General features: G+C 74.6%; 23 protein-coding genes. 11 read left to right on the top strand and 12 right to left on the bottom strand.

What is annotated here, in order from left to right; genetic code table 11:
• Nucleotides 1–9: 9 nt before the first annotated feature.
• Genes Cba03nite_RS21245 through Cba03nite_RS21210 form a run of 8 tightly spaced genes read right to left on the bottom strand, consistent with a single transcriptional unit; the run spans nucleotide 10 to nucleotide 7,219 of the window.
• Nucleotides 10–444: a chromate resistance protein ChrB domain-containing protein gene (locus Cba03nite_RS21245; protein ID WP_203748917.1), complete on the bottom strand. Its 435-nt coding sequence runs from the start codon at nucleotides 442–444 to the stop codon at nucleotides 10–12.
• Complete coding sequence (locus Cba03nite_RS21240; RefSeq protein ID WP_203748914.1) at nucleotides 441–938, bottom strand: Chromate resistance protein ChrB; 498 nt, start codon at nucleotides 936–938, stop codon at nucleotides 441–443. Before Cba03nite_RS21240 ends, Cba03nite_RS21245 begins: the two co-directional genes overlap by 4 nt.
• 19 nt (nucleotides 939–957) lie before the next feature.
• Nucleotides 958–1,923 (bottom strand): glycosyltransferase family 9 protein, encoded by a 966-nt coding sequence (locus Cba03nite_RS21235; protein WP_203748911.1) that lies wholly within the window; start codon nucleotides 1,921–1,923, stop codon nucleotides 958–960.
• The gene (locus Cba03nite_RS21230; protein ID WP_203748908.1) at nucleotides 1,920–2,603 is read right to left on the bottom strand and encodes an SDR family oxidoreductase; all 684 of its coding nucleotides are present in this window, start codon (nucleotides 2,601–2,603) and stop codon (nucleotides 1,920–1,922) included. Before Cba03nite_RS21230 ends, Cba03nite_RS21235 begins: the two co-directional genes overlap by 4 nt.
• A complete protein-coding gene (locus tag Cba03nite_RS21225) occupies nucleotides 2,600–4,054 on the bottom strand; it encodes a PfkB family carbohydrate kinase (protein ID WP_239125923.1) in 1,455 nt (484 codons plus the stop codon). Before Cba03nite_RS21225 ends, Cba03nite_RS21230 begins: the two co-directional genes overlap by 4 nt.
• Entirely contained in the window at nucleotides 4,051–4,692 is a 642-nt protein-coding gene (locus Cba03nite_RS21220) for a D-sedoheptulose-7-phosphate isomerase (RefSeq protein ID WP_203748905.1), read from the bottom strand. The genes Cba03nite_RS21225 and Cba03nite_RS21220 overlap by 4 nt, the downstream gene beginning before the upstream one ends.
• The gene (locus Cba03nite_RS21215; protein ID WP_203748902.1) at nucleotides 4,662–5,645 is read right to left on the bottom strand and encodes a glycosyltransferase family 4 protein; all 984 of its coding nucleotides are present in this window, start codon (nucleotides 5,643–5,645) and stop codon (nucleotides 4,662–4,664) included. Before Cba03nite_RS21215 ends, Cba03nite_RS21220 begins: the two co-directional genes overlap by 31 nt.
• A complete protein-coding gene (locus Cba03nite_RS21210) occupies nucleotides 5,642–7,219 on the bottom strand; it encodes an HAD-IIIA family hydrolase (RefSeq protein WP_239125922.1) in 1,578 nt (525 codons plus the stop codon). Before Cba03nite_RS21210 ends, Cba03nite_RS21215 begins: the two co-directional genes overlap by 4 nt.
• 176 nt (nucleotides 7,220–7,395) lie before the next feature.
• Between Cba03nite_RS21210 and Cba03nite_RS21205 the strand changes: the two genes are divergently transcribed.
• From Cba03nite_RS21205 to Cba03nite_RS21190, 4 genes are all read left to right on the top strand, one after another.
• On the top strand, nucleotides 7,396–9,054 hold the full coding sequence (locus Cba03nite_RS21205) for a carbamoyltransferase family protein (protein ID WP_203748899.1): 1,659 nt from the start codon (nucleotides 7,396–7,398) through the stop codon (nucleotides 9,052–9,054).
• 5 nt (nucleotides 9,055–9,059) lie between these two features.
• Nucleotides 9,060–10,166: a glycosyltransferase family 2 protein gene (locus tag Cba03nite_RS21200; protein WP_239125921.1), complete on the top strand. Its 1,107-nt coding sequence runs from the start codon at nucleotides 9,060–9,062 to the stop codon at nucleotides 10,164–10,166.
• A 102-nt stretch (nucleotides 10,167–10,268) separates the two neighbouring features.
• Nucleotides 10,269–11,546 carry an MFS transporter gene (locus tag Cba03nite_RS21195; RefSeq protein ID WP_203748897.1) on the top strand — a complete coding sequence of 426 codons (1,278 nt, stop codon included), beginning with the start codon at nucleotides 10,269–10,271 and terminating at the stop codon, nucleotides 11,544–11,546.
• Nucleotides 11,547–11,596: 50 nt separating this feature from the next.
• Nucleotides 11,597–12,571: an SDR family oxidoreductase gene (locus Cba03nite_RS21190; protein ID WP_203748895.1), complete on the top strand. Its 975-nt coding sequence runs from the start codon at nucleotides 11,597–11,599 to the stop codon at nucleotides 12,569–12,571.
• Between the two features lie 43 nt (nucleotides 12,572–12,614).
• Here the strand turns inward: Cba03nite_RS21190 and Cba03nite_RS21185 are convergent, their stop codons facing one another.
• Nucleotides 12,615–13,157 (bottom strand): DUF4142 domain-containing protein, encoded by a 543-nt coding sequence (locus tag Cba03nite_RS21185; protein ID WP_203748893.1) that lies wholly within the window; start codon nucleotides 13,155–13,157, stop codon nucleotides 12,615–12,617.
• A 110-nt stretch (nucleotides 13,158–13,267) separates the two neighbouring features.
• Here Cba03nite_RS21185 and Cba03nite_RS21180 point away from each other — a divergent pair, with 110 nt between their 5' ends.
• Nucleotides 13,268–14,878, top strand: a complete 1,611-nt coding sequence (locus Cba03nite_RS21180; protein WP_203748890.1) for a phytoene desaturase family protein — start codon at nucleotides 13,268–13,270, stop codon at nucleotides 14,876–14,878.
• 89 nt (nucleotides 14,879–14,967) lie between these two features.
• Nucleotides 14,968–15,210 (top strand): hypothetical protein, encoded by a 243-nt coding sequence (locus Cba03nite_RS21175; RefSeq protein WP_203748887.1) that lies wholly within the window; start codon nucleotides 14,968–14,970, stop codon nucleotides 15,208–15,210.
• Nucleotides 15,211–15,284: 74 nt separating this feature from the next.
• Here the strand turns inward: Cba03nite_RS21175 and Cba03nite_RS21170 are convergent, their stop codons facing one another.
• Nucleotides 15,285–16,412: a cation:proton antiporter gene (locus Cba03nite_RS21170; protein WP_203748883.1), complete on the bottom strand. Its 1,128-nt coding sequence runs from the start codon at nucleotides 16,410–16,412 to the stop codon at nucleotides 15,285–15,287.
• Between the two features lie 117 nt (nucleotides 16,413–16,529).
• Here Cba03nite_RS21170 and Cba03nite_RS21165 point away from each other — a divergent pair, with 117 nt between their 5' ends.
• Nucleotides 16,530–17,468, top strand: coding sequence for a hypothetical protein (locus Cba03nite_RS21165; RefSeq protein WP_203748881.1), 939 nt, complete (start codon nucleotides 16,530–16,532; stop codon nucleotides 17,466–17,468).
• A 1-nt stretch (nucleotide 17,469) separates the two neighbouring features.
• Here the strand turns inward: Cba03nite_RS21165 and Cba03nite_RS21160 are convergent, their stop codons facing one another.
• Together Cba03nite_RS21160 and Cba03nite_RS21155 are read right to left on the bottom strand one after the other, a co-directional pair.
• Nucleotides 17,470–18,171 (bottom strand): hypothetical protein, encoded by a 702-nt coding sequence (locus Cba03nite_RS21160; protein WP_203748878.1) that lies wholly within the window; start codon nucleotides 18,169–18,171, stop codon nucleotides 17,470–17,472.
• A gap of 61 nt (nucleotides 18,172–18,232) precedes the next feature.
• Nucleotides 18,233–19,387, bottom strand: coding sequence for an LLM class flavin-dependent oxidoreductase (locus Cba03nite_RS21155; protein WP_203748876.1), 1,155 nt, complete (start codon nucleotides 19,385–19,387; stop codon nucleotides 18,233–18,235).
• A 222-nt stretch (nucleotides 19,388–19,609) separates the two neighbouring features.
• Here Cba03nite_RS21155 and Cba03nite_RS21150 point away from each other — a divergent pair, with 222 nt between their 5' ends.
• The 4 genes from Cba03nite_RS21150 (at nucleotide 19,610) to Cba03nite_RS21135 (ending at nucleotide 24,196) form a co-directional block, all read left to right on the top strand.
• Nucleotides 19,610–21,424, top strand: a complete 1,815-nt coding sequence (locus Cba03nite_RS21150) for an ABC transporter ATP-binding protein (protein ID WP_203748874.1) — start codon at nucleotides 19,610–19,612, stop codon at nucleotides 21,422–21,424.
• Nucleotides 21,421–23,373: an ABC transporter ATP-binding protein gene (locus Cba03nite_RS21145; protein WP_203748872.1), complete on the top strand. Its 1,953-nt coding sequence runs from the start codon at nucleotides 21,421–21,423 to the stop codon at nucleotides 23,371–23,373. The genes Cba03nite_RS21150 and Cba03nite_RS21145 overlap by 4 nt, the downstream gene beginning before the upstream one ends.
• 124 nt (nucleotides 23,374–23,497) lie before the next feature.
• The gene (locus tag Cba03nite_RS21140; protein ID WP_203748870.1) at nucleotides 23,498–24,001 is read left to right on the top strand and encodes a flavin reductase family protein; all 504 of its coding nucleotides are present in this window, start codon (nucleotides 23,498–23,500) and stop codon (nucleotides 23,999–24,001) included.
• A gap of 33 nt (nucleotides 24,002–24,034) precedes the next feature.
• Entirely contained in the window at nucleotides 24,035–24,196 is a 162-nt protein-coding gene (locus Cba03nite_RS21135) for a hypothetical protein (RefSeq protein WP_203748868.1), read from the top strand.
• The last annotated feature ends 2 nt before the right edge of the window (nucleotides 24,197–24,198 follow it).

The following is a 24,198-nucleotide window of genomic DNA, read 5'->3' as shown; positions in this document are numbered from 1 at the left end:
GTCCATGGTTCAGGCGGGGGTGCGGTCCAGCAGCAGGCCGCGTCGGTAGTACTCGTACAGGCCGTCGAACATCGGCCGGGTGATCGTGAGGATCTGCTCGTCGTCGGCGATCATCGACAGTCCGCGCAGGACCGCGTCCAGGCCCGGGGCTTCGGGGGCGTCGAAGCGTTCGTCGTCGAGGTCGGCCTCGTGCACGATCTCAGCGATCTTCCACAGCACCGGGTCGGTGACCTCGTAACGGCGCAGGATCGTCTCGAACGAGCAGTCGTCACCGTGGTGGCCCAGGTCCACCCCGCGCATGTCGAACGGGGTCGCACCGTCGGGCACGTCGGCGGGATCGGCGACAAACACGAACATCGCGTACGGGTCGACGGCGCGGCGGATCAGCCAGGCGCATGCGGCCCGGTCGATGTGGATCCCGGCTCGGGTGGCCCAGGTGCTCATGCGCGCTGCTCCGCGGGAAGGTCGCTGGTCTGCGGTTCGGCCAGTGCCTGCACGGCCGTGTGGGCGGCCCGCCGCTGGGGCGGCGGGAAGTAGTCGCGGCGGCCGATGCGGCGCAGTTCGGCGCGCAGTCGGCGCAGCACTCGCCGGCGTTCGGTGTCGTCGCTCGAGGCGGCAGCGTGAGCCTCGGCGGTGATCTGCTCGTATTCGGCAGCACGTGCCTCACGCATCGCTGCGGCGAGGGAGCGTTCCTGGGTGAGGCTGCCCGGGGTGGCCACCCAGATGGTGGCGGTGCCGCCGGCGTCGGTGACCTCGTCGGCGATCCAGTCGAGGTGCTCGCGGGTGCGGGCGTCGGCGGGCAGCGCGACCAGTCCGTCGCCGAGCCGGGCCACGCCCAGGGCTTCGAGCTTGCGCCACACCGCGATCCGCGGTCGCGACGGCTCACGGGGGATGCGGTAGGCCAGCAGCACCCACGTTCCGGCCGGACCAGCGCTCACCGCTGCAGTGTAACCGTGGTTACAGCATCCGGTGCGAGGCGGGGCTCCTGGCGCCGATGGCCTGCTGAGCCGCCGCGACGACCTCTGCGGCGGTCAATGCGGCCAGCGCCGGATGCGGCGCGTCGCCGGCTTGTCGTTCGTGGGCCAGGTCTGCACGCCACAGGGCCCGATGCCATGGGTGAGCGGGTGGTGGTCCCCACAGGTGCGGGCCCAGCTCGGCGAACAGGACCACCGACGGGGTCCCGTACGCGGTGGCCAGGTGGCCGATGCCCGTGTCGCCGCACACCACCAGCCGCGCGTGCGCGACGAGCCCGGCCAGCTCGCCGACGCCGGTGCGCCCGGCCACCGCCCGCGAACCGGGCAGACCGGCAAGGTCGGCCACGTGCCGGGCCAGCGCCACGTCACCGCCGGATCCGGTGATCAGGATCCGGTGCCCGGCGTCAGACAGGGCGCGGGCCACGGCGGCGAACCGCTCCGGCGGCCAGCGCCGGGCCGGGGCCTTGGCGCCGGGATGCACCAGCGTCGCCCCGGCCTCGGCAGGCACCGAAGGCGGGGTGGACAGCGCCAGGTCACCCGGATCGGCCGGCGCGCCGTACCAGGCGAGCAGGCGGCACCAGCGGGCCGTCTCGTGCTCGTCGGGCCGCCACTCGGGGCCGGTCGGGCAGCCCGCGTCGGGATTGCGGAACGCCCACAGCGGCGCGCCGAGCGGGGCCAGCACGCGGTGTGACTGCGGCCCCCGGCCGTGCAGGTTGACCGCGAGGTCGTACCGGCCCCGGCGCGGTCCCGAGTGCAGGCCGTCGACCGGGTCGAGCCGGTCGACGGCACCGATGAGTTCCACCAGCGGTGCGAGCCAGGCCGGGGCGGCGAGGGTGATCCGCGCCGCCGGGTACGCCACTCGCAGGCCGCGCAGCGCCGGGACGCCCGTCGCCAGGTCCCCGATGCCCAGCGCGCGCAGCACCAGGACGTCCGCCGGTGGGCCGGTCACGGGTAGGACGGCTCCCGGTCCGGGCACACGATCAGCTCCCGGACCGCGCAGCCGGGCGGCTGGCTCAGCGCGAACAGGACCGCGTTCGCCACGTACGCCGGGTCGTTGAGCGCGGCGTCGGCGCCGGGCCTGTACTGCTCGGTGCGCCCGTCGAAGAACGCGGTGCGCATCCCGCCGGGGATCAGCAGGGTCACGTCCACCTGCCCGGCCAGCTCCACGGCCAGCGCCCGGGTGAATCCGACCACGCCGAACTTGGCGGCGCAGTACGCCGTGGCGTCCGACAGCGCGCGCAGGCCCAGCGTCGAGGCGATGGTGACGACGTGCCCGCCGGTCACCGGCAGGTGCGGCAGCACGGCGCGGACCACCGCCGCGGTGCCGAGCAGGTCGATCCGCACCACCCGGTCCCACTCGTCGGCGGGCACGTCGGCCAGGCGGCCGGGCCGGTCCCAGCCCGCCGCGGTGACCACCGCGTCGAACCCGCCGGTCCGCTGCGCCAGCTCGGTGACGGCCGCGGTCACCGCCGTGGTGTCTGCCACGTCGGCGACCACGCCGTCGCCGTCGACCGGCTGCCGGTCCACGGTGTAGGGCTTGCCGCCCGCGTCGGCGACGGCCCGCACCACCGCGGCGCCCAGGCCGCTCGCCCCGCCGCTGACCAGCACCCGTCCCGGGTTGACGTTCATGGCGTGCTCCTTCGTGCCTCCTCCGGCGCGGCGGGTGCCGTGCGCCGGGCGCTGTGGATCAGGGCGGTGGTGGAGTGCCCGGCGACGTACGGCACCAGCACGCACTGCCCGCCCCAGTCCCGGACCCGGTCGGCCTCCGGCATCACGCCGCCGGAGGGCCGGGCCGCGCCGGGCTCCTGCAGGTTGTAGTCGCCGCCCTTGACCCACACGTCCGGGCGCAGGTGCTCCAGGACGCCGAGCGGCGTCGCGTCGTCGAACACCACCACCGCGTCGACGCAGCCGAGCGCGGCCAGCGTCTGCGCGCGGTCGTCCTGGCCCACCAGCGGCCGGCCCGCGCCCTTGAGCCCGCGTACGCTGCGGTCGGAGTTGACGCAGACCACCAGGCAGTCGCCCAGCTCGCGGGCGGCGCGCAGGGTGGCGACGTGCCCGGCGTGCAGCAGGTCGAAGCAGCCGCCGGTGGCGACCACCCGCCCGCCCGCGGCGCGGGTCCGGGCGACCACCTCGCGGGCGGCCGCCAGCCCGAACGCGCCGGGCGCGGGCGTTGCCGGGCTGTCCTGGCGGTAGTGCGACGCGCCGCCGCACGCCACGAACCTTGCCGCCGCCGTGACGGCGAGCTGCACCGCCTCGGACGCCAGCGCACCCTCGGCCAGGGCGGCGGTGGCCGCGCCCGCGAACCGGTCCCCGGCGCCGCAGGTGTCGCCCTCGCCGACCAGCGGCGGGGCGACGACCAGCGGCACCGGGCTGCCGTCGGCCAGCAGCGCCCCCTGTGCGCCCAGGGTCAGCGCGACGCCGCCGGCCCGCCAGAGCAGCCGCGCGGTCGCGGCACGGCGGGCCAGCGCGCCGAGCCGGTCTGCGTACGGGGCCGTCCCGTCGTCGTCGGCGGGCAGCTCGTGCTCGTTCGGGGTGATCAGGCGCATCCCATGCACCGGTCCGCAGCTGCGCGGGTGCGGGTCCCACACCACCGGCCGGCTGCCCGCGACCGTGGCCAGCACCCGGCGCAGCTCGTTGACGCTGGTGACCCCGCGCCCGTAGTCGGCGACGAGTACACCGTCGGCCTGGGCCAGCGCCACCAGCGCGGTCTCCGCCGGTTCACCGACCGGCTCGGTGACCGCCGAGCGGTCCAGCCGCAGCACCACCTGCCGCCCGCTGAGCAGCCGGATCTTCTCCGGCGTGTGTCCCCGGTACGGCAGCGCCAGCACCTCCACGCCGTGTTCGTTGAGCAGGCCGCGCAGGCGCTGCCCGGCCTCGTCGGCGCCGATGGCGGTCAGCAGCCGCACCCGGTGCCCGTGCAGTGCCAGCAGCGTCGCGGCCAGGGCGGCGCCGCCGGGCCGGGCCGTCGCGTCACCCTCCTCGAACACGGGCACCGGCGCGTCCGGGCTGATCCGGTCCACGCTGCCCGCCACGTCGAGGTCGAGCAGCGAGTCGCCCACCACCAGCAGCTGCGGGGTCATCGCGGGGCTCCCGCCATGACCCGCAGCTCGACCGGGGACGGCGGCGCGCCGTGCGCGCGGGGCAGCGCGGCGTCGACGTACTCGCACAGCAGGTGGGCGGCGGCCAGGTGCAGCTCCTGCACGATCTGGGTGTCGTTGCTGGGTACGGCCAGCGCCTCGGCGCACCGCTCGGCCAGCGGGTTGGGCCGGTCGCCGGAGAACGCCCAGGTGCGCATGCCCAGCGCCCGGCCGGTGTCGGCGGCCTCCAGCAGGTTCGGGCTGCGGCCGCTGGTCGAGATGAGCAGCAGCACGTCGCCCGGCTGCCCGTGCGCCCGCACCTGCCGGGCGAACACGTGGCCGTATCCGTAGTCGTTGGCGATCGCGGTGACCCCGCAGGTGTCGGCGGTCAGCGCGATCGCCGAGAGCGGGATGCGGTCCTCGCGCAGCTTGCCGACGAACTCGGCGGCCAGATGCTGCGCCTGGGCGGCGGAGCCGCCGTTCCCGGCGATCAGCAGCCGCCCGCCGCCGATCAGGGTACGGGCCAGCACCAGCCCCCACCGGGCGAGTTTGCCCGCCTCCGGCTCGAACGCGCTCGCGGTCTGCTGCAGCCGGCGCAGGTGACTGCGGATCACCTTGCCGTCGATGGAGTCGACATACATGGCGCCACCTCCTTGAACAGCCGCTCCCAGGCGGCGAGGAACCGGTCGAGCCCGTAGCGGGCGCGGACCGCTGCCTGGCCCCGCGAGCCGACCTCGGTGGCGGTCTCGGGATCCTTGATCAGCCAGCGCACCGCCTCGACCAGCGTGTCCACTCGGGTGGACAGCACGCCGGACTGCGGCGGCACGGCTTCCACGGCCTCCGTGGTGGCCAGCGCGACCACCGGGATGCCGATCATCATGGCCTCCAGCAGGCTCAGGCCCAGCGACGTCCACCGCATCGGGTGCAGGTAGACGCGACGGCGGGCCAGCTGCCGGTGCAGCTCGTGCTGCGGGGGATCGTCGTACAGCCCGGTGCCGGGCGGCAGCAGGCCGCGCAGCCGCCCGGCGCCGATGCCGAACACGTCCAGCCCGGCCACCTCGCAGAACCGGGGCAGCAGGTCGGTGCCGGTGACGCGCCAGCGCCGCAGCGGCTCGTTGATCGCCACGCCGACCCGGTCCAGCTCACCGGTGTACTCGGCCGCGGGCGGGCAGATGCCGTGCTCGATCACGACCGTGCGGGTGCCGCCCGCGTTCCAGAACAGGTCGTTGAAGTGGCTGACGTGCACCAGGGTCACGTCGTCGCGGTCGGCCATCGGATGCGGGCTGTCGGGCACGTCGCGGCGCGGGGTGTTGTGCTCGACGTACACCACGGGCACGTCGCGGCCGGGGATGCGGCGCAGCCAGCGCGCGGCAAGCGCCCACTCCTCGGGCCGCTGGAGCACCACCAGGTCCACGTCGGCGCCGGCCAGCTCGGCCGGGGTCAGCTCCACACAGGAGGCCGGCCAGTCGTAGGTCTGGGCGCGGCCCCGCCCGTACGGGCCGCGCTCGGCGGTGACCGGCACCAGGTAGGTGTGCGGTCCCTGCAGGAACGCGGTGGTCCAGGCGGCGTGCACATGCCACAGCAGGATTCTCATGACGCGCTCCCGATGAGACGTGCGACGGCGGCGGCGACCTCACCCGGGTCGATCGCGCCGAGGCAGGGATGGCCGGGCAGGGTGCAGGTGACCGCGCGGCTGTCGCGGCAGGGCGCGTCGGGGTCGCCGAGGCGCACGTGCGGCACGGCGTACGGGCCCCAGCGCGCGAACGGCACCGTGGGCGCGTACAGGCTGACCACCGGCGTGCCGACGGCGGCGGCCAGGTGGGCCGGTCCGGTGTTGCCGACGACCAGGCACGCCGAGCGCGCCAGCAGCCGGCCGAGCGCGGCCCAGTCGGTCTGCCCGCCGAGGTCCGCCGCGACGTCCCCGGCGACCTCGGCGGTCAGCTCGGCCTCGCCCGGCCCGCCGGTGACGGCGACGTCGTATCCGGCCTGCGCCAGCGCCCGCACGATCCCCACCGCCCGTTTGCGCGGGATGCCGCGCGCGCCCGCGTTGGCACCGGGGTGGACGACGACGAGCTGGCCGCGTGTATCCGCAGCTGGAAGGTTCGTACGCAACCGGCCGTCGTCGCCGTCAGGCAGGAGGTGTCCCGCCGCGGCCGCCAGCGACAGTGCGCGCTGGGCCTCCGGCAGGTCGTCGGGCACGTGGTGGCGCACGTCGAGCAGCGCGCCGGGGTAGTCCTCGCTGATCGCGCTGATCCGCCCGACCCCGGCCAGCCGCAGCAGCAGCGCCATCGGCAGCGGCGACTGGTGGAACGAGGTGAACACCACGGCCTCGTCGGCACGCAGCTCGCGCACGGTCCTGACCAGAGCGTCCACCTCGGACGGCAGGACCGGCGCCGGATCGCGCTCGATCCACGGCGTACGCCAGGTGAGCACGCGGGTCACGCCCGGCAGCAGCCGCCCCGCGGCCTCGCCCAGCGGGCCGGTCAGCAGGGTCAGCTCGCGGGCGCGGGACGCCAGGGCGCGGATCGCAGGTCCCATCAGCAGCACGTCACCGGCCGAATCGGTGCGCACGGCCAGCACGTGACCACCCGGCCCGGCCGGACCGGGCCGCAGAACCTCCTGGCGGGCCAGGATCCAGTCCGCCGCGGCCGTGAGGTCGCCCGCGCGGTACGCGGCGGCGCTGATCTCCTCGGCCCTGGTCCGGGCGGTGGGCACGAGCAGGCCGGTCGCGCCCGCGGCGGCAGCGGCGGCCATGTCGGTGCCCACGTCTCCGATCACGACACAGCGGTGGGGAAGCACCCCCAGCTCACGGGCGGCTGCCTGGATCAGTCCCGGTGCGGGCTTGCGGCAGCCGCAGCCGCCGTCGCGGGTGTGGCAGCACAGCTGCCAGCTGCCGAACGGCCCGAGCAGCTGCTCGACGCGGGCGTCGACGGCGTCGGCCTGTGCCCGGGTGGTGTATCCGTCGCCGATCGCCGCCTGGTTCGACACGACGCCGATGCGCAGGCCCGCGGCGCGCAGCCGGTCCAGCGCCCGCCGTGCGCCCGGCATCGGCACGACCAGGCCGGGGTCGCTGATGCGCGGCACGTCGCGGATCAGGGTGTCGTCCCGGTCGCAGAGGACCGCGTCGAAGACCCTGGTCACGCTGCTGTCGTCAACTGTGTCGAGCACCCGGTGGCCGTACCCTGTCCGGATCTTCCCAAACGCGAAGATCACGTGGTGCGCCGGAAAGGCCGGAAACTCCTCGCTGGAGATTGCCGCACTCCGACGAGGAGAAAGATCTCCTGGCAGGAGATTCGCGTAAGAAGTCGGATTGGCCGGACTTCTGCCGGGGAACGGGTGGCCTCATGAAGGTGCTCGGGATCAACGCGGTGTTCCACGACCCGGCGGCGGCCCTGGTGGTGGACGGGACGACCGTCGCGGCCGCCGAGGAGGAGCGCTTCAGCCGCCGCAAGCACGGAAAGCGGCCGGTGCCGTTCTCCGCCTGGGAGCTGCCGGTGCTGTCGGCCCGCTGGTGCCTCGACGAGGCGGGCATCGGCGCGGACGAGCTGGACGCGGTCGGCTACTCCTTCGACCCGGGCCGGTGCGCGCCCGCGGACGAGCTGGGCCTGGACGACCCCTGGGACTGGCTGCGCCAGGACTACGCCCGCCGCGCCCCGGCGTTCCTCGCCGAGGCGCTGCCGGGCCTCGACCCGGCCGCCGTCCGGTTCGTGCCCCACCACGTCGCGCATGCCGCCTCGGCCGCGCTGGCCGCGCCGTACCCGCCGGACGAGGACATCGCCGTGCTGGTCCTCGACGGGCGCGGCGAGGCCGCCAGCCACCTGGCCGGGCGCTACCGGCATGGGCGGCTGGAGGTGCTGGCCGGGCAGCGGCTGCCCCACTCGCTCGGCCTGCTCTACGAGGACCTGACCGCCCACCTGGGCTTCCTGCGCTCCAGCGACGAGTACAAGGTGATGGCCCTGGCCTCCTACGGCCAGCCGCGCTTCCTGCCGCTGTTCCGCGAGCTGGTGCAGACCACGGCCGACGGCGGCTTCCGGGTCGCGGCCGTGGACTGGGCCGCGCTGGCCAAGCCACGGCACGGCGAGGACGACCGGCTCGACCCCGAGCACGCCGACCTCGCCGCCAGCGTCCAGCGCCGCCTGGAGGAGGTCCTCCTGGAACTGGCCGCCTGGCTGCACGACGCGGCCGGCGGCCCGGCCCGGCTCGCGATGGCGGGCGGCGTCGCCCTCAACTGCGTCGCCAACGCCCGCCTCGCCGAGCAAGGGCCCTATCAGCGGGTATGGGTCCAGCCCGCCGCGGGCGACGCGGGCACCGCGCTGGGCGCCGCCCTGCACCTGAGCGCAGAGACCGACGTGCTGCCCGAGCCCATGCCCGGCGCGGACCTCGGCCGGGGCTTCCCCGACGCCGAGCTGGAGGCGGAGCTGATCCGCGCCGCGCTGCCCTACGACCGCCCCGCCGACCTGGCCGCCGTCGTGGCACAGGTGCTGGCGGGCAACGGCGTGGTCGCCTGGTACGACGGGCGCGCCGAGTACGGCCCCCGGGCGCTGGGCCACCGCTCGCTGCTGGCCAACCCGGGCGACCCGGCCACCACCGCCCGGCTCAACGACATCAAGGGCCGCGAGCACTTCCGCCCGGTGGCCCCGATGGTGCTGGCCGGACGCGCCGCGGAGATCTTCGAGGGGCAGCTGCCCAGCCCGTACATGCTGTTCACGCACCGGGTCCGGGACGGCTGGCGGGAGCGCATCCCGGCCGTGGTGCACGTCGACGGCACCGCCCGGGTGCAGACGGTCGACCCGGCCGCCGAGCCGCGCATGGCCTCGGTGCTGGCCGAGTTCGACCGCCGCACCGGGCTGCCGGTGCTGGTCAACACGTCGCTCAACATCGCCGGGCAGCCCATCGTCGACACGCCCCGCCAGGCCATGGAGCTGTTCGGGGCGGCGCCGGTGGCCCTGCTCGTGCTCGGCCCGTACACGGTGCGCCGCGCCGCGGCGTTCGGCGGGGGGTGAACACCGTGCATCCGCACCTGGTGCGCCCGGTCAGCGGCGGCGGCCTGCCGTGGTCGCCGCCCGGCGGCGGGGTCAGCATCGTGATCCCGACCGTCGGGCGGCCGAGCCTCGACGCGCTGCTGCGCATCCTGGCCCGGGAGGTCGGCGACGGTGCGCCCGTCGAGCTGGTGATCGTGCGGGACCGGCCGGTCGAGGTCACCGTGCCCCCGGCGCTGCGGGCGCGCACCCGCGTGCTGGCAGGCAGGGGCGCGGGCCCGGCCGCCGCCCGCAACGTCGGCTGGCGGAACGCACGCCACCCGTGGGTGGCCTTCCTCGACGACGACGTGCTGCCGCGCCCCGGCTGGCTGCGCGCGCTGCTGCACGACCTGACCGCACCTGACCTGATCGGCGGGGTGCTGGGGCGGATCGAGGTGCCGCTGCCGCACGACCGGCGGCCCACCGACTGGGAGCGCTGCACCGCCGGCCTGGAGACCGGCCGCTGGATCACCGCCGACATGGCCTACCGCCGCGACGCGCTGGCCGCCGCCGGCGGCTTCGACGAGCGCTTCCCGCGCGCCTACCGGGAGGACGCCGAGCTGGCGTTCCGGGTCCGCGCCGCGGGCTGGCAGCTGCGCCACGGGATGCGCCGGGTGCGCCACCCGGTGCGCCCCGAGGACCGCTGGGTCAGCGTGCGCACCCAGCGCGGCAACGCCGACGACGCGCTGCTGCGCCGCCTGTACGGCCCGCGCTGGCGGCAGCTGCTGGAAGTGCCGCGCGGCCGCCGCACCCGGCACACCGCCATCACCGCACTCGGTGTGCTGGCCGTGGCCTGCGGGGCGGTGACCGCGCTGACCCGCCGCCCGGCGATCCGGCGCGCCGCCGCCGCGACCTGCGCGGCGAGCACCCTGGGCTGGGCGGCGGGCACGGGGGAGTTCGCGCTCGCGCGTATCCGTCCCGGGCCGCCGCAGGCCGCCGAGCGCCTCACCATGATCGCCACCAGCGTGCTCATCCCGCCCGTGGCCACCTACCACTGGCTGCGCGGCTGGTTCGCCGCCCGCGGCGCCCGTATGGTCACCGGCGCCCGCCGCGCAGCTCACCGGGACTCGTCCGAACGTCCTGACCAGCGCGTTTAAACCTCCCGCGGGGCGTGAACCGGGTCACTGTCGGGCCCGTGCACACTGACGCACTTGCACACTTGCCCTTCCGCCCACCCCCGGTGAGAAGGGCACAAAGCTGTGCAGTCGACCTTCGCCGCGCTGCGCCACCGCGGCTTCCGCGTCTGGACCGGCGCGTGTCTGGTCTCCGTCGTCGGCACCTGGATGCAGGTGCTCGGCGTCAACTGGTACGTCCTGCAGGAGACCGGCTCGGCCGCCCGCATGGGCGCCGCGATCATGCTGCAGACCCTGCCCGTGCTGGTCCTCGGCGGCCTGGGCGGCATGCTCGCCGACCGGCTGCCGGTGCGGCCGCTGCTCATCGCCACCCAGCTCGCCCACGCCGGGCTAGCCGCAGCCCTCGCGCTGATCGCCTGGAGCCCGTCCGGCGGCGACCTCGCGCTCGTGTACGCCGTCTCGGTGCTCGGCGGCGCGGTGGCCGCGCTGGAGGGCCCGGTCATGGGCCGCTTCGCCGCCACCACCGTGCCGCAGTCCGCGCTCGGCAACGCGCTGTCCCTGGGCTCCCTGGTCAGCTCGCTCGGCCGGATCCTCGGCATGAGCCTGGGCGGCGTGGTCGTCGCCGCCGCGGGCCCCGCCGTGCTGTTCGGCGCGAACGCGCTCAGCTTCGCCGCCGTGGTCCTCGCGGTGCTCGCCATCCGCCCCCGCGACCTGCACCCGCTCCAGGCCCCGGCCGTGGACACGGCCCCGAAGGCGCGCGGCGGCGCGCTCGCGTACCTGCTGCGCCAGCCGATGGTCCTGATCACCCTCGGGCTGGCCCTGGTGCTGGGCAGCCTCGGCCGCAACTACCAGGTCACCATGGCCGCGATGAGCGACGGCCCGCTGCACGCGGGCGCGGGCGGCTACGCCATGCTCTCCACCGTCTTCGCCGCCGGCACCGTCGTCGGCGGCTTCCTCGCCGCCCGCCGCCCGGCCCTGGGCTACCGCACCCTCATCGGCGCGGGCCTGGTCACCAGCGTGCTGCAGGTGCTGGCCGGCCTCGCCCCGCACACCTGGAGCTTCGCCCTGGCCATGCTGCCCATCGCGGCGGGCGCGGTGCTCATCGACACCACCGTGGCCACCCGGGTGCAGCTGGACACCCGCGCCGACATGCGCGGGCGGGTGCTCGCCGCGCTCGCCATGACCAGCTCCGTGGCGGGCGCGGCCGGAGCGCCGCTGCTCGGCCTGCTGTCCGAGCAGGCCGGAGCCCGCACCGCGCTGGTGCTCGCCGGAGTGGCCACCGTGCTGGCCTCGGCGGCGGCCGGGGCGGCCATGGCCCGGCGGGCCGGGCTGCCGCTGCGCGGCCGCCAGCTGCGGCTCACCCTGCGCGCCACGCTCGGCCGGCCCGTGCCCGCCACCGCCTGATCACCCCGCCCCGGCCGTGTAGCCGCAGCTCGGACGGGTACTGGTAGCGGATGCCGCTGACCAGATCGATCATCGAGTCCACCGTCGTGATCACCGGCGCCTCCAGCGGGGTCGGCGCCGCCACGTCCCTGACCCTGGCCTGCCGGGGTGCGCAACTCGTCTTGGCCGCCCGCAGCCCGCGCGGCCTGGCCCAGATCGGCGAGCAGTGCCGGCAGCTGGGCGCCGACGTGCTGGAGGTGCCGACCGACACCTCCGACCCCGACGCCGTGGAGCGGCTGGCCGAGGCCGCCCAGGAGCGCTTCGGCCACATCGACGCCTGGATCAACAACGCCGGGGTGGCCCTGTACGGCCGCCTGCTCGACCTGCCGCTGGACCAGGTGCGCCGCACCATCGACGTGGACGTGTTCGGCTACCTGCACGGGGCCAGGGCCGCGGTGCCGCGGCTGCGCGCCGCCGGGGGAGGGGTGCTGGTCGTCGTCGGCTCGGTGCTGTCCGAGGTGTCGCTGCCTTACCTGGGGGCGTACATCATGGCCAAGCACGCGGTGCAGGGCATGGCCGACAGCCTGCGGCAGGAGCTGCGGGCCGACGGCGTGGACGAGGTGTCCGTGTGCACGGTGCTGCCGGGCTCGCTGGACACGCCCCTGTTCGCGTGGGCCGCGAACCAGATGGGCCGCCAGGTCCTGCCGCCGCGGCCGCTGAGCCCGCCGCAGGAGGTGGCCGACCGGATCGTGCGGCTGCTGGAGCACCCCCGGCGGCAGAGCTTCGTCGGCCGGGCGGCCTCGACCGTGATGTGGCAGTGGCGGCTGGCTCCGGCGCTGGCCGAGCGCCTGCTCTCGCTGTACGGGCAGCTCGCCCAGTTCGGCCGCCCCGAGCCGCCGTCCGACGGCAACCTGTTCGAGCCCGTCGAGGTCCCGCGTGAGGTCGAGGGCGGGTGGCGGCTCACCCCGGCCACGCTGGCCACCCTCCCGAGCGCGGCGCTGGCGAAGGTACGCCACCACCTCAACGGCGCCGGAACCCACAGCTGAAGCTCCCGCCTGGTGACCAGGACGGGAGCTTCGATCGTTCGCGCTACTGGCTGGGCTGGACGCCGAAGTTCGGCGCGGCCTTCATCAGCGCCTCGTGGTGTGCCTTGATGATCGGCAGCGCCTGCTCGGCCGCCTGCTTGACCTGGGCCGCCTCGCCCTTGTCGATCTCCTGCTGGGTGGCCGTCATGACCTTCGCGTGCCCGGCCAGCTGCTGCTGGATCCACATCTTGTCGAAGTCCGCCCCGGCCGCGGTGTCGGAGAGCTTCTGCGCGACGGCCTTCTGCTCGGCGTTCGGCTCGTTCGGCAGCGTCACGTTGAGATCGCCTGCCAGCGTCTTGAGCGAGTCGTCGAGTTTGGTGTGGTCGGTCACGAACCGTTCACCGAGGTCCTTGACCACCGCCGAGGTGCCTTTGTCCTGCGCCATCTTGCCCGTGGCGATCTCCGCCAGGTTCGCCTGGTGCGCCGCGACGATCCACGAGTTGTCCTGTTCCGACGGCTGCACCGCGGCCGTCGCGGCGCCGGCGCCGCCGACCATCGTCACGGCCAGCGCCGCGAGCAGCACGAACATGCGCTTGCACAGTCCCATGATGTTCAACCCCCTCCAAGGCGTGCACTGCATCCCGCACCACTACCCGTCCGCGACCCGCCCCCAAACGGACAGGCATCCCCGGGCTCGTTCCTGGGTACGGAACACCGGTGGACGCCGACGCCGTAGTGGTGGGCGCGGGCCCGAACGGGCTCGTCGCGGCCAATGTGCTGGCGGACGCGGGCTGGGACGTGGTGCTGCTGGAGGCGGCGGCCGTCCCGGGCGGCGGGGTACGCAGCGCCGACATCGCCGCACCCGGCTTCCGTGCCGACCTGTGCAGTGCCTTCTACCCGTTCGCCGCGTGCTCGCCGATCCTGTCCGGGCTGGAGCTGGAGCGGCACGGCCTGGTGTGGCGGCACGCCCCGGCGGTGCTGGCGCACGTGCTGCCCGACGGCCGGTCCGTGCTGCTGCACCGGGACCCCCTGCGCACGGCCGAGTCGGTGGAGCAGTTCTCCGCCGGTGACGGCGAGCGGTGGCTGGTGGCGTACGCCCACTGGCGGCGGCTCGCCGACGCCGTCATCGAGACGATGTTCACGCCGTTCCCGCCGGTGCGCGCGGCAGGCGGCCTGCTGCGGCGCGCCGGGTCCGCCGGGCTGCTGCGCCTGGGCCGGCTGATGACGCTCTCGGTCACCGAGCTGGGGCAGGAACTGTTCCGCGGGGAGGGGGCCAGGCTGCTGCTGACCGGCTGCGCGATGCACGCCGACGTCGGGCCCGACGGGGCCGGTTCGGGCGCGTACGGGTGGCTGCTCGCCATGCTGGGCCAGCAGTTCGGGTTCCCGGCGCCGGAGGGCGGGGCGCAGGCGCTGACCGACGCGCTCGCGCGGCGGCTGCGCTCGCGCGGGGGCGAGCTGGTGTGCGGCGCGCGGGTGACCCGGGTGGTGGTCGGGCACGGGCGGGCGCTGGGCGTGCTGACCGACGACGGGCGCGCGTGGCGGGCGCGGCGGGCGGTGCTGGCCGATGTCGACGCCCCCAGCCTGTACCGGGACCTGGTCGGCGCCGCATACCTGCCGCCGCGCCTGCTGGCGGATCTGGAGGTGTTCCGCTACGACCGGCCCACCGTGAAGGTGGACTGGGCGCTGCGGGAGCCGGTGCCGTGGGCCGCCGGGGGCGCCGAGCTGGCCGGCACCGTGCACCTGGGCGGTGACCTGGCCGGGTTGAGCCGCTCGGCGGCGGCGCTGGCCGTGGAGGACGATCCCGAGGTGCCGTTCCTGCTCACGGGCCAGATGAGCCGGGTGGACCCGACGCGGTCACCGCCGGGCACGGAGACGTACTGGGCCTACACGCATCTGCCGCGCCGCCTGTCGGGGTGCGACCGGGACAGCGCTGAGATCGCCGCCTACGCGCACCGCATCGAGCAGCTGCTCGCGGGGGCCGCGCCGGGCTTCGCCGACCTCGTCATCGGCCGGTCCGTGCAGGGCCCGGCGGACCTCGCCAACGAGAACGCGAACATGGTCGGCGGTGCGCTGGGCGGTGGCACCGCGGCGATCGCGCAGCAGCTGATGCTGCGCCCCGTGCCCGGCCTGGGCCGCTCGGACACGGTCGTCGACCGGCTCTACCTGGCGGGGGCGTCGGCGCATCCGGGGCCCGGTGTGCACGGCGGGCCGGGGGCCAACGCGGCGCTGGCCGCGATCGCGCGCGCCCGGCCGGTCACCGGTGGCCTCTACCGCACGGTCATCGGCACCGGACACCGCCTGGTCTACGGCCCGCACCGGTCCGGCTGACTGTTTGGACCGTGCCCGGCCGGGGAACTTCCCAGGACTTCACCGTTGTTCGCGGATGCGTTCGGGAGGATGCGGTGGCGCTGTGCTGGGTGGCGATCCGTCGCGCGGCGGCGGCGATCGGCTGGCCTACCTTGCGGTGTGAGCCGGCCGCGGATCTCGACGACGGTGCGCTGCGGCGCGAACTCGCCAACGCGCACGCGCTGGGCGAGCTGGTCATCCGTGCGGGCATGCCCCGCGACCGGGACATGCTCGCGTTGCGCCTGGCCGAACTGGACGGCGAGTACCTGAGCCGCTTCCCCGCCGCGGCCCTCACCTGGCCCTGGCCCCGCTGACCCACCACCTTCCCCATGATCGCCAGCGGATGCCAAACCTGGGCCCAGCCCCACCTTCCGACACGAGTCCGCGATCATCGCCCGGTGAGGCCGGGGTCGGGGCTAGGCGGGGTGGGGGTTGGCGCGGGAGTGGCCAGGTGGCGGTCGAGGCGGCGGTTGACCGCCGCGTGCAGGAGGTTGGCGGTGAGGATCGCGGGGGCTACCACGGCCACCACGCCGTCGAAGTCGATCTGCAGGGTGAGCGCCAGGATGATCGCGGTGATGCCGTTCTGCTGCGCGGCGGCCAGGTGCCAGCGGTCGGCGCGGGGCATGCCGCGGGTCAGCAGCCAGGCCGCGACGGCCTGCGCGGCGAACGCGGCGACCCCCAGCGTCACGCCCCGCACCGGGGCGATCCCGTCGACGAGCAGCACGCCGAGCCCGGTCGCGGCGGCGTAGAGCGCGGTCTGGGTGATCCGCGGGATCCACGGCTCCAGCGCCGCGGGCCGGGCGAACAGGCCCGCGATCGCGACCGCGAGCATCCAGCCCGTGGCCACCGCAACGCACAGCACCACCGCGAGCAGCACGTACTGGAGCCATACCCGCGTCCGCGCCAGGCGCCACAGCGCCCAGGCGGCACCGGCCAGCGCGGCGTTGCCGGCCAGGTCGGCACCGTAGGTGAGCAGCGGATTGCCGTCGGACACGGCGCCGCCGAGCCCGAAGACGGTCGCGGCCACCCCGGCGGCGTAGATCGCCAGCAGCACGGTGACCGGATCGTCGAAGGAGGACCACGCGGCCAGCACGGTCCGGGCGCGTTCGCTCATCCGGGTGTCGTTCAGCAGCGCGGCCACCGACAGCGGATCGATCTGCGCCACCGCCACGCCGAGCAGCAGGAACAGCGGATCCTGCCAGGCCAGCGCGAGGCTCACGCCGATGAGCAGGGCCTTGACGACGACCCCGACGGTCACCGCGAGCCCGATGACCCGCCCGTCGGCCTGCGCCTGCCGCAGGTCGATGCCGAAGGTCGCGCCGTACAGGCCGACGGCCAGCAGCGCGTACGCGCCGAGGCGGTAGACGGGGGAGTGCGACACCGCCGCCACGTCGACGTCGAGGGCCCACGCGGCGGCCAGCCCGGCGAGCACGAACAGTCCCAGCAGGCCGATCCGGCGCACCAGCTCCACGTTCCTTCCCGATCCGGTGACGCGGGCCCCGAGGTCGGCACCCACACCGGGAGCAAGGTTAGCCGCCGCGTGCACGTTCGCCGTCCAATGTGGTCTGAAAGGTGTTCGCATGCGCCCGTACGATGATCGCGCCATCTTCCCCACCCCCGCGGAGGTAAGCGAATGTCGGCTGCCGAGTCCACACCCGCCACCAGGGTGAACTGGTCCCAGCGGATGGCCGGGATCCTGGCCAGCACCATCGCCCTGCCACTGATCTTCGAGATCCTGCTGGCGCTGCTCGGCGACGAGCCGTTCAACTTCGGCCGGGCGGGCGTGGCGGTGGTCGTGGTCGGACTCACCGCGGGCGCCCTCTACCTGGCCCGGCCCGGCTGGCTCAACGTGCAGCGGGCCCGGGGCGCGTTCCTGATCCTGGCCGGGCTGGGCACCGCCATCCACGGCTTCCTCGTCGCGGCGGCCCACCGCCTGTTCGAGGAGGAGATCGTCCAGGACGTCGTCGGCATGATCACGCTGGTGCTCGGCGTGACCACGTTCGCGATCGGCTGCTTCTACTTCCGCGTCGAGGACGTGCAGGAGGTCATCGAGAACCCGGACACGACCCGCCCGCCGGCCGAGGAGATCGCCGTGTCGACGGTGCCCGGCCACTACCAGGCCGACTCCTCCGACCGGGTGCTGCTGGAGGCGTGCCGCGACGCGCTCACCGTGGAGCGGCTGCACTACGTCGCCCTGTACGAGCCGCCGGACGACGACCCCCAGGGCGCGCCGCAGCGGGTGTTCAGCGTGGACGTGTTCGAGCAGCCCCGCTACCGGCTGCGCCAGCTGAGCGCGCACCAGCGGCGCGGCCTGTACGAGCAGGAGGGGCTCGCGCTGATCGAGCTGCGCCGCTCCCTGGAGGGCCGCCTGGGCAGGCTGCACACCGGACGGCTCGTCCGGGTAGTGCTCGACGTCGAGCAGGGCGCGATCTACTACTACGAGGTCAGCCGCGAGCCCGCCCGGCACCTGGTCGCCGTCACGCTCGACCAGGACCACGTCTACACGGTCGACGCGGAGCTGGAGGCGCTGAAGGGCACGCTGCGCCGGCTGCTGGGCCTGCCCCGGATCTGAGTCAGCCCGCCACGCGGGGGAGCGCGGTCGCGGCGACCTGCCGCAGCCAGGCGGTGGCCTGCTCCTCGGCGGGGCCGGTCAGCCCGTAGAGGTCGGTGACGGCGTGGGCCGCGGCGGTCCAGTCCTCGTCGCGCAGTGCGGTGCAGGCCCGCGCGGCGGCGTAGTCCCACCACGCCTGCCGGTCGGTGCGGGCCGGCGGCCAGCCGGTCTCGAACCGGGTGAGCCTGCGGTACGCCGCGTCGCAGACCGCACGCAACCGGGCCGCCTCCTGCGGCGACGCGCCCTGCCCGGACGCGGCCAGGGCCAGCGGCCCCTGCCAGGACGTCGGGAGCATCGTCACGTCGATGCGGTCCAGGGCGCGCAGCACCACCGCCCGCGCGGCGTGCTCGGCGGCGTCCGGTCCGGGCAGGCCGGACAGGGCGTGGCCGAGCTCGGCGAAGACGTCGGCGTCGGTGAAGGCGGCCCACGCCTCCAGCTCGCTGAAGGCGTGGGCCACATCGGCGGGCGCCCCACCGGCACCCAGCGCCACCGCACGCCGGACGCCGATGGTGTGCCCGCGCGTGAGCAGACCCGCGGCGGGTCTGAGCTGGACCCGCCGGTGCGGGGCCGACCTGTGGTGGAACCCGAGGTCAGGCGCCCAGCACCAGCGGTCGGGCCGTACGGCGTGGGGGATCAGCCCGCCGGACAGGCCCGTCGACGGCACCGGTGGGCAGGTGTGGGTAGCCGTGCCCGAGGGGTTCGCCGATCCGTTCACAGGCCGTCGCCTAGCGCGAGCCGGCGGCGGCGAACGGGATCTCCGGCTTCTCGTGCGCCGGATCACCCGCTGGGTGGGTCCACAGGCCACGGGCGCGCAGGATCGGCAGCACACCCTCGCCGAACCAGTACGCCTCCTCCACGTGCGGGTGCCCGGACAGGATGAACTCGCTGATGCCCAGCTCGGCGTACTCGGCGATGCGGTCGGCGACCTCGGTGTGGCTGCCGACCAGCGCGGTGCCCGCGCCGCCGCGCACCAGGCCCACCCCGGCCCACAGGTTCGGCGCGATCTCCAGGCTGTCCCGCCGGCCGCCGTGCAGGGCGAGCATGCGCTTCTGCCCCTCGGACTCGCTGCGGGCCAGCCCGGCCTGCACCGCCGCGATGTCGGCGTCGCTGATGCCTTCCAGCAGCTTGCGGGCCTGCGCCCAGGCCTCCTCGGTGGTATCGCGGGAGATGACGTGCAGCCGGATGCCGAAGCGCAGCTCGCGGCCCGCGTCGGCGGCGAGCTTGCGGATCCAGTCGAGCTTGCCCGCGACCTGCGCGGGCGGCTCGCCCCAGGTGAGGTACACGTCGGCGTGGCGCGCGGCGACCGGCCCGGCGGCCGCTGACGACCCGCCGAAGTAGACCGGCGGGACCGGGTCGGGCACGCGCGGCAGCGACGCGCCCTCGACACGCAGGTGCTCGCCGAAGTGGTCGACCGTTTCGCCGCGCCACAGCGAGCGGGTGATGTGCAGGAACTCGTCGGCGCGGGCGTAGCGGGCGTCCTTGTCCAGGTGGTCGCCGTAGGCGCGCTGCTCGTGGGCCTCGCCGCCGGTCACGACGTTGAGCAGCAGGCGGCCGTCGGAGTGGCGCTGGAAGGTGGCGGCCATCTGCGCGGCCAGGGTCGGCGACAGCAGGCCGGGGCGGAACGCGACGAGGAACTTCAGCCGCTCGGTGACCTCGGTGAGCATCGCGGTGGACAGCCAGGCGTCCTCGCACCACGCGCCGGTGGGGGTGAGCGCGCCGACGAAGCCCAGCTGCTCGGCGGTGCGGGCGATCTGGCCGAGGTAGGCCAGGGTGGCCGGGCGCGCGCCGCCCGCGACGCCGGTGGGCACGCCGTGGCCGCCGCCGACGATGAAGCGGCTGTCGCCGTAGGTGGGCAGGAACCAGTGGAACGTCAGGCTCATCGGGCTGTCTCCGCTGCTGGGGGTTGCTGCTTCGGATGCTGGCACGGCCGTCCGGCCCGCCACAATCCATCGAGCGACTATTTCATATTAAGCCTATGGGAATTAAAGAAAAAGTGCGCCGAGGGGGCTACTTCGTGACTGAACAGCCGCTACGGTTACCGCGGGCCGGGCGGCGTGCCATCGTGGATGTCCGCCCGTCCATCCGCTCATCCCTGGAGTGTGATGTCCGCGCCACCGCTCTACCGCGCCCCCAAGTCGACGATCGATCCCGACCAGAGCAGCAGGTCATGGCTGCGGCGCGCGCTGCCGGTGGTGCTGGCGCACAAAGGGCTGCTGCTGACGTCGCTGGCCCTGTCGCTGGTCGGCCTGCTGGTGCAGGTGCAGATCCCCAACGTGCTGCGCCTGGGCATCGACGACGCGCTCGTCGCCCGGACCGCCGGGCTGGACCGGTACGTGTGGTGGCTGGCGGGGCTGGCCGTGGCGCAGGGCTTCGTCAACTACCTGGCCCGGCGCTACCTGCTGCGCACCGCCTACGAGATCGAGTACGACCTGCGCAACATCATGTACGCGCACCTGATCCGGATGCCGTACGGCTTCTACGACCGGGTGCAGACCGGCGAGCTGATGTCGCGGTCCAGTTCGGACATCCGGGCAGTGCAGATGTACCTGGCGTTCGGGCCGTCGATCCTGGTGCAGTGCCTGATCGCGGTGTTCGCGTTCGCCCTGATGGTGTCGATCGACCCGCTGCTGGCGGTGGTCGCGATGGCCACCATGCCGGTGATCGCGCTGATGGGCGTATGGATGCGCAAGGCCATCTTCCCGGTGTCGTGGCTGATCCAGTCCCGGCTGGCTCAGGTCGCCACGGTCGTCGATGAAGCGATCAACGGGGTGCGCATCGTCAAGGCGTTCGCTGGGGAGCAGCGGCAGGTGACGGCGCTGGCGTCGGCGGCCGACCGGGTGCGCTGGGCCTACCGGCGCGACGCGTTCATCCGCAGCCGATGGTCGCCCACCCTGGAGAACCTGCCCCGGCTGGGCCTGGCGATGGTGCTGCTGTGCGGGGGCTGGATGGCGATCGAGGGGCACGCCTCCGTCGGCGCGATCGTCGCGTTCAACTCGTACGTGCTCATGCTCCAGCCGCCGTTCCGCATGCTCGGCATGATGATCATGATGGGCCAGCGGGCCGCCGCCTCCGCCCAGCGCATCTACGAGGTGCTCGACACCGGCAGCGAGATCGCCGAACGCGCCGACCCGGTCCGCACCGGCATCCGCGGGGACATCGAGTTCGCGGGGGTCGACTTCGCGTACCCCGACGGCACCGTCGCGCTGCGCGGGCTGGACCTGCGCATCCCCGCGGGCACCACGGTCGCGGTGGTGGGCCGCACCGGCAGCGGCAAGTCGACCGTCGCCAAGCTGCTGGCCCGCTACTACGACGCCACCGCCGGCGCGGTGCGCCTGGACGGCCGCGACGTGCGCGACTACGCCCTGGACACGCTGCGCGACCAGGTCGGGATCGTGCCAGACGAGCCGTTCCTGTTCTCGGTGTCCATCCGCGACAACATCGCCTTCGGCCGCCCCGACGCGAGCCTGGCCGAGGTGATGGCCGCCGCCGAGGCCGCCGGGGCCGACGGATTCGTTCGCGCCCTGCCCGACGGCTACGACACCGTCATCGGCGAGCGCGGCTACACCCTGTCCGGCGGGCAGCGCCAGCGCGTCGCGATCGCCCGCGCGCTGCTGGTCAACCCGCCGGTGCTGGTGCTCGACGACGCCACCAGCGCGGTGGACGTCCACGTCGAGCAGCGCATCCACGACGCCCTGCGCGGCCTGCTGCACGGGCGGACCACGATCATCGTCGCGCACCGGCTGTCCACGATCGCCCTGGCCGACACGGTGGTGCTGATCGAGGACGGCCGCGTCGCGGCGCAGGGCGCCCATGCCGAGCTGGTGGCCGGCGAGCCCCGCTACACCGAGGTGCTGGCCACCATGCAGTCCGGCCGTGACCGCGTGGACAGTGGCATCGACCAGGGGGTGGCCGCATGAGCATGTTCGGCGGCGGGTTCGGCGGGCCGGGCGGCGGTCCCGGGTCGGGGCCGATGGGCGGGCTGTCGGCCGTGGGCGCGGGGCGGGGCGCGCGCCGCGACGGCGCCACAGGGTTGCCGTTCGCGGGCATCCCGGACGAGCTGGCGGCGGGTGTACGGCGGCTGGAGGACAGCGAACCCGACCACGGCACCCCGCCCGACCGCTTCGGCCACGGGCCCGGCGGCGAGCCGCAGCTGAGCATGCTCGGGCTGCTCACCCGCCGCCGCGGGCTGTTCGCCGCCGCGTGCGCCACGGTGCTGGCCGAGACCCTGCTGCTGCAGGCGGGGCCGTACCTGGTGCAGGTCGGCATCGACCACGGCATCGTCGCCCGCGACCTGCCGGTGCTGCTGTGGTCGGCGGGGGCGTTCGTGGCGGCCGTGCTCGCGGGCTGGGCGGCCACCACCGCGCGCATGCGCCAGACCGGCCGCCTGGCCGCCGACGGCATGCGCGACCTGCGGGTCCGCGTCTTCACCCACCTGCAGCGGCTGTCCATGGACTACTACACCAACGAGAAGGCCGGCGTCATCATGACCCGGATGTCGTCGGACGTGGAGTCGCTGCAGCAGCTGCTCCAGGAGGGCCTGGCCCAGTTCGCGGTGCAGGGCCTGACCATGGTCGTGGTCACCGCCGTGCTGATCCACTACGACGCCGGGCTGGCCGCGATCACGCTGCTGCTGGTCGTGCCCGCGCTGTTCGCCGCGTCGCTGTGGTTCCGGCGCGCCTCCGACGTCGGCTACGCCCGCCAGCGCGACACCATCGCGGCCATGTTCACCGACCTCGCCGAGAGCCTGCACGGCGTCCGCGTGGTCACCGCGTACCACCGCCAGGACCGCAACATCGCCCAGCACCGCACCGTCGTCGGCCGCTACCGCGACGCCAACGACTTCACCGGCCACATCAGCGCGATCTACGGGCCGGGCACCTCGGTCATCGGCATGCTCGGCATGGCCGCGCTGCTGCTGGTGGGCGGGCACATAGTGCTGCGCGGGGAGCTGACCGTGGGCGTGCTGACGGCGTTCGTGCTGTACCTCAACGCGTTCTTCGCCCCGGTGCAGCAGCTGGTGCAGCTCTACACCAACTACCAGCAGAGCCGCGCGGCGGTGAGCAAGCTGCGCGGGCTGCTGGCGCTCGCGCCCGCGGTGCCCGAGCGCGCCGATCCGCTCACCCTGCCGCCGGTCGCGGGCGGGATCACGTTCGAGCACGTCACGTTCGGCTACGACCCGGCCCGGCCGGTGCTGCGCGACATCACCCTGCGTATCGAGCCGGGGGAGACCATCGCGTGCGTGGGGCCGACCGGGGCGGGCAAATCGACGCTGGCCAAGCTCGTCACCCGGCTGCACGACCCGGACTCCGGTCGGGTCCTCATCGACGGCTACGACCTGCGGGAGGTGAGCCTGACGTCGCTGCGCCGCCAGATCGGGGTGGTGCCCCAGGAGCCGTTCATGTTCGCCGGGTCGATCCGCGACAACATCGCCTTCGCCCGGCCGGACGCCGACGACGCGGAGATCTGGGCGGCCGTCGACGCGGTGGGGCTGCGTGAGCTGGTCGAGCGCACCCCGGCGGGGCTCGACGCGCCGCTGCACGAGCGCGGCCAGTCCGTGTCGTCGGGCCAGCGGCAGCTGCTGGCGCTGGCACGGGCGTTCCTGGCCCGGCCCCGCGTCGTGGTGCTCGACGAGGCCACGTCCAACCTGGACCTGCGCTCGGAGCTGCGGGTCGAGCAGGCACTGGACCAGCTGCTGGAGGGGCGGACCGCGCTGCTGATCGCGCACCGGCTGTCCACCGCGATGCGCGCGGACCGGATCGTGGTGCTCGACGAGACCGGCATCGTCGAGATCGGATCGCACACCGAGCTGCTGGCCGCGGAGGGCCGCTACGCGGGCATGTTCGCGACCTGGTCCAGCCACCAGTGATATAGCCTACAAGTTCAGTAGGATATGGTGACTGCGCGCACCCGGGCTGCTAGCGTCAGGTGACGAGTGCCGGGCCGACCTCACCGGCGACGCCCTCGCCCACCCCGACCCGAGAGGCGCCGCCATGACGCTCACCGCCCAGCCCGCGGCGTCCGCCGTCACCGGCATCGAGCTGCACCACTACCTCGGCACGCTGCGCCACCACGCCACCAGCGTCACGGTGGTCACCGCCCCCGGCCCCGCCGGGTTCACTGCGACCACCTTCACCTCGGTGTCGCTGCGGCCGCAGCTCGTCTCGTTCTGCATCGACCGGGACGCCAGCAGCGGCCCGGCCGTCGAGCGGGCGCGCCACGTCGCCGTGCACGTGCTCGCCGCCGAGCAGGAGCAGCTCGCGCGCACGTTCGCCACCCGCGGCGCCGACCGCTTCGCCGACACCCGCACCTGGCGGCAGGGCCCCTACGGCGTGCCGCTGCTGCACGGCGTCCTCGCCACGCTGACCTGCGAGATCGTCGAGCGCATCCCCGTCGGCGACCACATCGTCGTGATCGGACGCCCGGTCAGCGCCGAGCACCGGCCCGGCGAGCCGCTGCTGTACCACATGGGGGCGTACACCCGCCTCGCACACTGACCGGACCCTTGCCGCGGTCGGTAGGATCCAGTCATGGAAGCGACAGAGCAGCGCGTCCCCACCGACAAGTGGCGCACCCTGCCGGCGCGCGTCGAGCCGTCGGAGCTGGTCGAGACCGTGGACACCTCGCCCCAGGTCGAGGAGATCGAGGTCGTCAACCTCGGCCAGGAGGTCATCCAGATCGTGCACCGCTGAAC

The organism is Catellatospora bangladeshensis, from assembly GCF_016862575.1.
Classification (GTDB): Bacteria; Actinomycetota; Actinomycetes; order Mycobacteriales; family Micromonosporaceae; genus Catellatospora; species Catellatospora bangladeshensis.
Note: the sequence above shows the minus strand (reverse complement) of the source record. Positions and strands in the feature narration are given on the sequence as shown.

What these genes read in the sequence shown, in the direction of transcription:
- Cba03nite_RS21245 (WP_203748917.1), bottom strand. Translation starts at nt 444, where the DNA reads ATGAGCACCTGGGCCACCCGAGCCGGGATCCACATCGACCGGGCCGCA.
- Cba03nite_RS21230 (WP_203748908.1), bottom strand. Translation starts at nt 2,603, where the DNA reads ATGAACGTCAACCCGGGACGGGTGCTGGTCAGCGGCGGGGCGAGCGGC.
- Cba03nite_RS21225 (WP_239125923.1), bottom strand. Translation starts at nt 4,054, where the DNA reads ATGACCCCGCAGCTGCTGGTGGTGGGCGACTCGCTGCTCGACCTCGAC.
- Cba03nite_RS21220 (WP_203748905.1), bottom strand. Translation starts at nt 4,692, where the DNA reads ATGTATGTCGACTCCATCGACGGCAAGGTGATCCGCAGTCACCTGCGC.
- Cba03nite_RS21215 (WP_203748902.1), bottom strand. Translation starts at nt 5,645, where the DNA reads ATGAGAATCCTGCTGTGGCATGTGCACGCCGCCTGGACCACCGCGTTC.
- Cba03nite_RS21205 (WP_203748899.1), top strand. Translation starts at nt 7,396, where the DNA reads ATGAAGGTGCTCGGGATCAACGCGGTGTTCCACGACCCGGCGGCGGCC.
- Cba03nite_RS21190 (WP_203748895.1), top strand. Translation starts at nt 11,597, where the DNA reads ATGCCGCTGACCAGATCGATCATCGAGTCCACCGTCGTGATCACCGGC.
- Cba03nite_RS21185 (WP_203748893.1), bottom strand. Translation starts at nt 13,157, where the DNA reads ATGGGACTGTGCAAGCGCATGTTCGTGCTGCTCGCGGCGCTGGCCGTG.
- Cba03nite_RS21165 (WP_203748881.1), top strand. Translation starts at nt 16,530, where the DNA reads ATGTCGGCTGCCGAGTCCACACCCGCCACCAGGGTGAACTGGTCCCAG.
- Cba03nite_RS21155 (WP_203748876.1), bottom strand. Translation starts at nt 19,387, where the DNA reads ATGAGCCTGACGTTCCACTGGTTCCTGCCCACCTACGGCGACAGCCGC.
- Cba03nite_RS21150 (WP_203748874.1), top strand. Translation starts at nt 19,610, where the DNA reads ATGTCCGCGCCACCGCTCTACCGCGCCCCCAAGTCGACGATCGATCCC.
- Cba03nite_RS21145 (WP_203748872.1), top strand. Translation starts at nt 21,421, where the DNA reads ATGAGCATGTTCGGCGGCGGGTTCGGCGGGCCGGGCGGCGGTCCCGGG.
- Cba03nite_RS21140 (WP_203748870.1), top strand. Translation starts at nt 23,498, where the DNA reads ATGACGCTCACCGCCCAGCCCGCGGCGTCCGCCGTCACCGGCATCGAG.
- Cba03nite_RS21135 (WP_203748868.1), top strand. Translation starts at nt 24,035, where the DNA reads ATGGAAGCGACAGAGCAGCGCGTCCCCACCGACAAGTGGCGCACCCTG.